This window comes from Streptomyces panacea (assembly GCF_040560175.1).
In the GTDB taxonomy this organism is placed as follows: domain Bacteria; phylum Actinomycetota; class Actinomycetes; order Streptomycetales; family Streptomycetaceae; genus Streptomyces; species Streptomyces panacea.
Window position 1 is genome coordinate 1 of record NZ_JARJHW010000322.1, and the last position, 3,901, is coordinate 3,901.

The window sequence follows — 3,901 nt, forward strand, 5'->3', positions numbered from 1 at the left end:
ACAGACGAACTTAGACCGTGTCCTACATGATCAGCTCGAGGAACCATTTGTAGCAGCAGAGAGCGGCTGCGAGTCCGAGAAAGGCCAGGTAGTCGCGGGAATTACGTTCGTAGCGGTGGTTGAGTCAGCGGTAGCCGGACAGCCAGGACATGGTGCGTTCATTGAGCCTTTTCAGTGTGACCACCGATCGGGTGACGAAGCTGCTGGCGGGCGCGGGGCCGAAACGCACGAGGCTCCCATGCCGTTGAGGGAGATGTTCGAAGCCTCAACCCCTCGCACAGGAGCCTCGTTGGTTTCCTATCCTGCCGCACTCGACCTGCCTCACGCCCTGGTCGAGTGGGTCACGATGCTCATCGTCACCCGCGAGGGTGACCGCCGCTGCAAACTTCCACCGCACCAGCGTGCGCTGGTCGCACTCGTGTACTTGCACGTCACGACACCCTCGCCGGCATAGCCGCCGGGTTCGGGATATCCGTCGGCACCGCCCACGCCTGCGTCACCTCCGTCACCAGCCTGCTCGCCGACCGCGCTCCGGGCCTGCTGAAGACACTGCACGGGGGAAGACCCGGAAATTCGTACTCCTGGACGGCACCCTCGTCGAGTGCGACCGCGTCGGCGACAGCCGCCCACTACTCGGCCAAGCACCGCAGGCACGGCGTGAACGTCCAGGTCGTCACCGATCCCACCGGCGACGTGCTGTGGGTCTCGCCCGCCCCGCCGGGACGGACCCACGACCTGACCGCCGCCCGCACCCACCGCATCATCCGAATCTCCGAGCGGCAAGGGGCCCCCGTCCTGGCCGACCGCGCCTATCAAGACGCCGGCCCCTGGGTCACCACCGGGATCAGACGACCGCCTGGCGGAGAACTCACTCCCACCCCACGCACCGCCAACCGCGCCCTCGCCCAAGCCCGACCTCCCGTCGAACGCGCCATGGCCCGACTGAAGACCTGGCAGATCTACCGCAGATCCCGCATCAGCCCCAACCGCATGACCATCATCACCAAGGCCGTACTCACACTGGAGAGGCAACGCTGAAAAGGCTCACTGCGAGGTGGTGCTTTTTGTTATGAGTGGCTAGGGCCTTTTTTGCGACTTTTATGGGAATACTGAGGGGGGCTTCCGGCACTGGAGGACGGGCTGCCGCCCCCCTCGCGATTCCGCTTGTCTCCCGAAGAAGGACCAGCAGCATAGGCTGCCATGCGCTTTCTTGCTTCCGCTGCCTTTACTTCCGCTTCCCTTTCGGCTTGAAGGCTCCTCAATCTTTGTCCTTCCGTGTTGAATTTCGACGCTGACGTCGACACGTCGAAGGCGGCTTGGACAGAGATTTCGCGCGCGAACTCATTCTCCGAGTCATCCGGATCGTAGTTTCTGCCAATCTGATCAAGATCTCCCCATGCTGCACGCGCAAAGTCTTGCCGGATTTTACCATCGACCACCCCGCTCACGGCTGTCTCGTATGCCTCCCGCTCATGGGGTTGCGTGAGGGGAAACTGACTGTGAGCTTCCCACGAAGCGTTGGCCAGATGGGAGAACGATGGATTCCAATCCGGCGCGTATTGAATAGGCCTGGCCTGGAGGTCATTTTCCGTGACGATGAATGGCGGAGCACCGCCCCAGGAATCTTGCTCGTAAGAGTGAGTCAGGGCATCATCCTCCAGTATATTCCTGGCCATGACTGTGTCCTGCATGGCATCGCTACCCATCAGATAGGGAGGTTCCGTGCCCTGATAACCGGCGCGCGATCTCTCCGACTGTTGGTACGATGCCCCTGACGGGGTATAGGGCACCGAGTTGCCGTCCGAATCTTGATATCGTTCCGGATCCATCGATTTTTCCTTTCTTGCTTTATGACCTGCGATGGGCACGTTTACCCACGCTCGAATTATCGCCACGGCCAAATTTCGGCCGCCAACGAAGCATTCCCTCGCTTTATCCCTGAATGGGGCCGTATTCCACAGGGTGACATACGCACAACGCTCCTGGAGAGCGCTTGGTTCACCGGCGCGACAATTTCGGAGGGCCTTCCGCAACGGGGCGCGTCTTGTTGTCCGGCCCTTGCGTGCCCGCTGGGCCTGCGAGAGGGGCGAGGGGTGTCGTCGAACGTGCGCCAGCGCACTGAGCGCGTACGCGAGACCTGCGTATCGGATCCATCGCCACGTACGCCACAGCCGGCACGTCGACCAGGTTGGGCATCGGCAGGTGGCTGTTGAGCACAACGTCGCCGTAGAAGCGCCAGCACTCGGATCCTGTGCCGGGGGCACTGAATCCTGGGGATTTCGGCGGCGGTTGTGGCTGGAGGTGGCAGATCGGTTCGGGCGGGGCAAAGCGGGCGCTAGGGTCACCGACGGCCGTGACATCCTCGTACCGCCGACTGGCCGGTCCGGGACGGTGAGGGCGTCGGGGCGAACGTGTCAAGGCGGACACTCATGTTATGCGGGAGGCTCCCGCCGCGGCCGCCATCATGAAGGGCCGCGGCGGAAAGCCGGTCAGCAGCTTTCGGCCGACCGACAGATCATGAAGGACACGGCCTCCATACGTTTGTTCTGCCCGGTGGTGCCGATCCCGTTGGTCTCGCCGTTGACCCCGCAGTACCAGACCGGGTTCCAGCCCACGCCCTGCACATAGGAGTTGCCGCAAATCGTCCCCGTCTGCACACCGAAGCTCACCGCTTCCAGGCGCAGCCCCGTACCTGCGGAGCCGAGCGTGATACGGGTGCCGGACGCGGCACACTTCTCAGCCCCCCACCCACTGCCCTGCCGATAGCCCGTGGCGCAGAGACGACTCCCGGCGACCGCCATCTGAACGGCCTCGATCGCGCGCCCCCCTCCGGCCGCGCCGACCGACAGGGACTGTCCGGCGTTGGCACACTGTTCGGCCGTCCAACCGGAGCTTTGCACGTACGCCTTGGCGCAGACCCTGTACGCCGCCTGGGCGCCCGCCGAAGCCGGGGAACTCATGGACAACGCCAATGTCGCAGCCACCCCACTGACTGTCAGAATGCGTCCGATCTTACTGATTATTCGTGTCACGACCAGTCCACTCCATCTATCCGGACAACGATATTCGGGGACCACTATGGCGGACGCGGTACCGGGCGGACAGGGCAGTTGGATTTTTGTCCGGGACAGCCGACAGCTTTCCCAGCCATCGGAGAGTTGTCGAGAGCAAGGGGCACCCAGCCCGAGCGGGTGGGTTGAGTCAGCCAAGGTCCCCGTATCCAAACCATGGGTGCCAGCTCATCGAGCCGAACTGGTGTCCTCGTGCGATCCGGTAGAAGGCGGCGTAATTGGATGCCCGCAGGGTGAACCGTCTACCGCGTGCGTACGTCGTGCGTGCGTATTCGATGCCTGATTTGGGTGGCACGTCTATGCGTGTGAGATCACTCGTATCATTTCGGCCACTTCTGCTCGCTCTTCTGTCGGTCGTCACTGTGTCTGCCGTTACCTCGGCGTCCCAGGCTCCTTCGGCGGCGGCGAAGACCGTGTCTCCGAAGCGGCGGCCGGTGGTGCAGAACACACCGTCACTTTCCTGAACGACACGAACAGCCGTATCTGGGTCGGTTCCACGCTCAGAAGGACTTCTCAGGTTCGGGCGACACCGTGAACAATGTCGGCCACGGCGCTCGGTCCCCAGGCGCAGGCCCTGCGGCAGATCGTCGTGCGGAACTACTACCGCGACCCGGTGGGCCGCTTGCGCTGGCGCACCGACGAGACGGCGGGCTGCCGCCCTCCTTGCGCGCGATCGTCTCCCCCTACGACAGACACCTCGACCCGCTGTGCCCACCGCGGGCAGACCACCCGATGGAGGGGATTCGTCGCTCACCTCACCTCAGCCGTCTGGACCGGCAGCGCGGGGTGGGCCTGGCGATGATCACCCACAGCATCGACGACCTGCTGGC

General features: G+C 63.7%; 2 protein-coding genes and 2 pseudogenes. 1 reads left to right on the top strand and 3 read right to left on the bottom strand.

The window, feature by feature from the left end; genetic code table 11:
* Positions 1-22: 22 nt before the first annotated feature.
* Positions 23-160, bottom strand: a pseudogene (locus P3L51_RS36090) (IS5/IS1182 family transposase); the annotation flags it as partial.
* 129 nt (positions 161-289) lie between these two features.
* On the opposite strand from P3L51_RS36090, the pseudogene P3L51_RS35385 reads away from it, so the two are divergent.
* Positions 290-1,038, top strand: a pseudogene (locus P3L51_RS35385) (transposase).
* 29 nt (positions 1,039-1,067) lie between these two features.
* Here the strand turns inward: P3L51_RS35385 and P3L51_RS35390 are convergent.
* Together P3L51_RS35390 and P3L51_RS35395 are read right to left on the bottom strand one after the other, a co-directional pair.
* On the bottom strand, positions 1,068-1,868 hold the full coding sequence (locus P3L51_RS35390; RefSeq protein ID WP_354609469.1) for a hypothetical protein: 801 nt from the start codon (positions 1,866-1,868) through the stop codon (positions 1,068-1,070).
* 621 nt (positions 1,869-2,489) lie between these two features.
* Positions 2,490-3,032, bottom strand: coding sequence for a hypothetical protein (locus tag P3L51_RS35395; protein ID WP_354609470.1), 543 nt, complete (start codon positions 3,030-3,032; stop codon positions 2,490-2,492).
* Positions 3,033-3,901 lie beyond the last annotated feature (869 nt).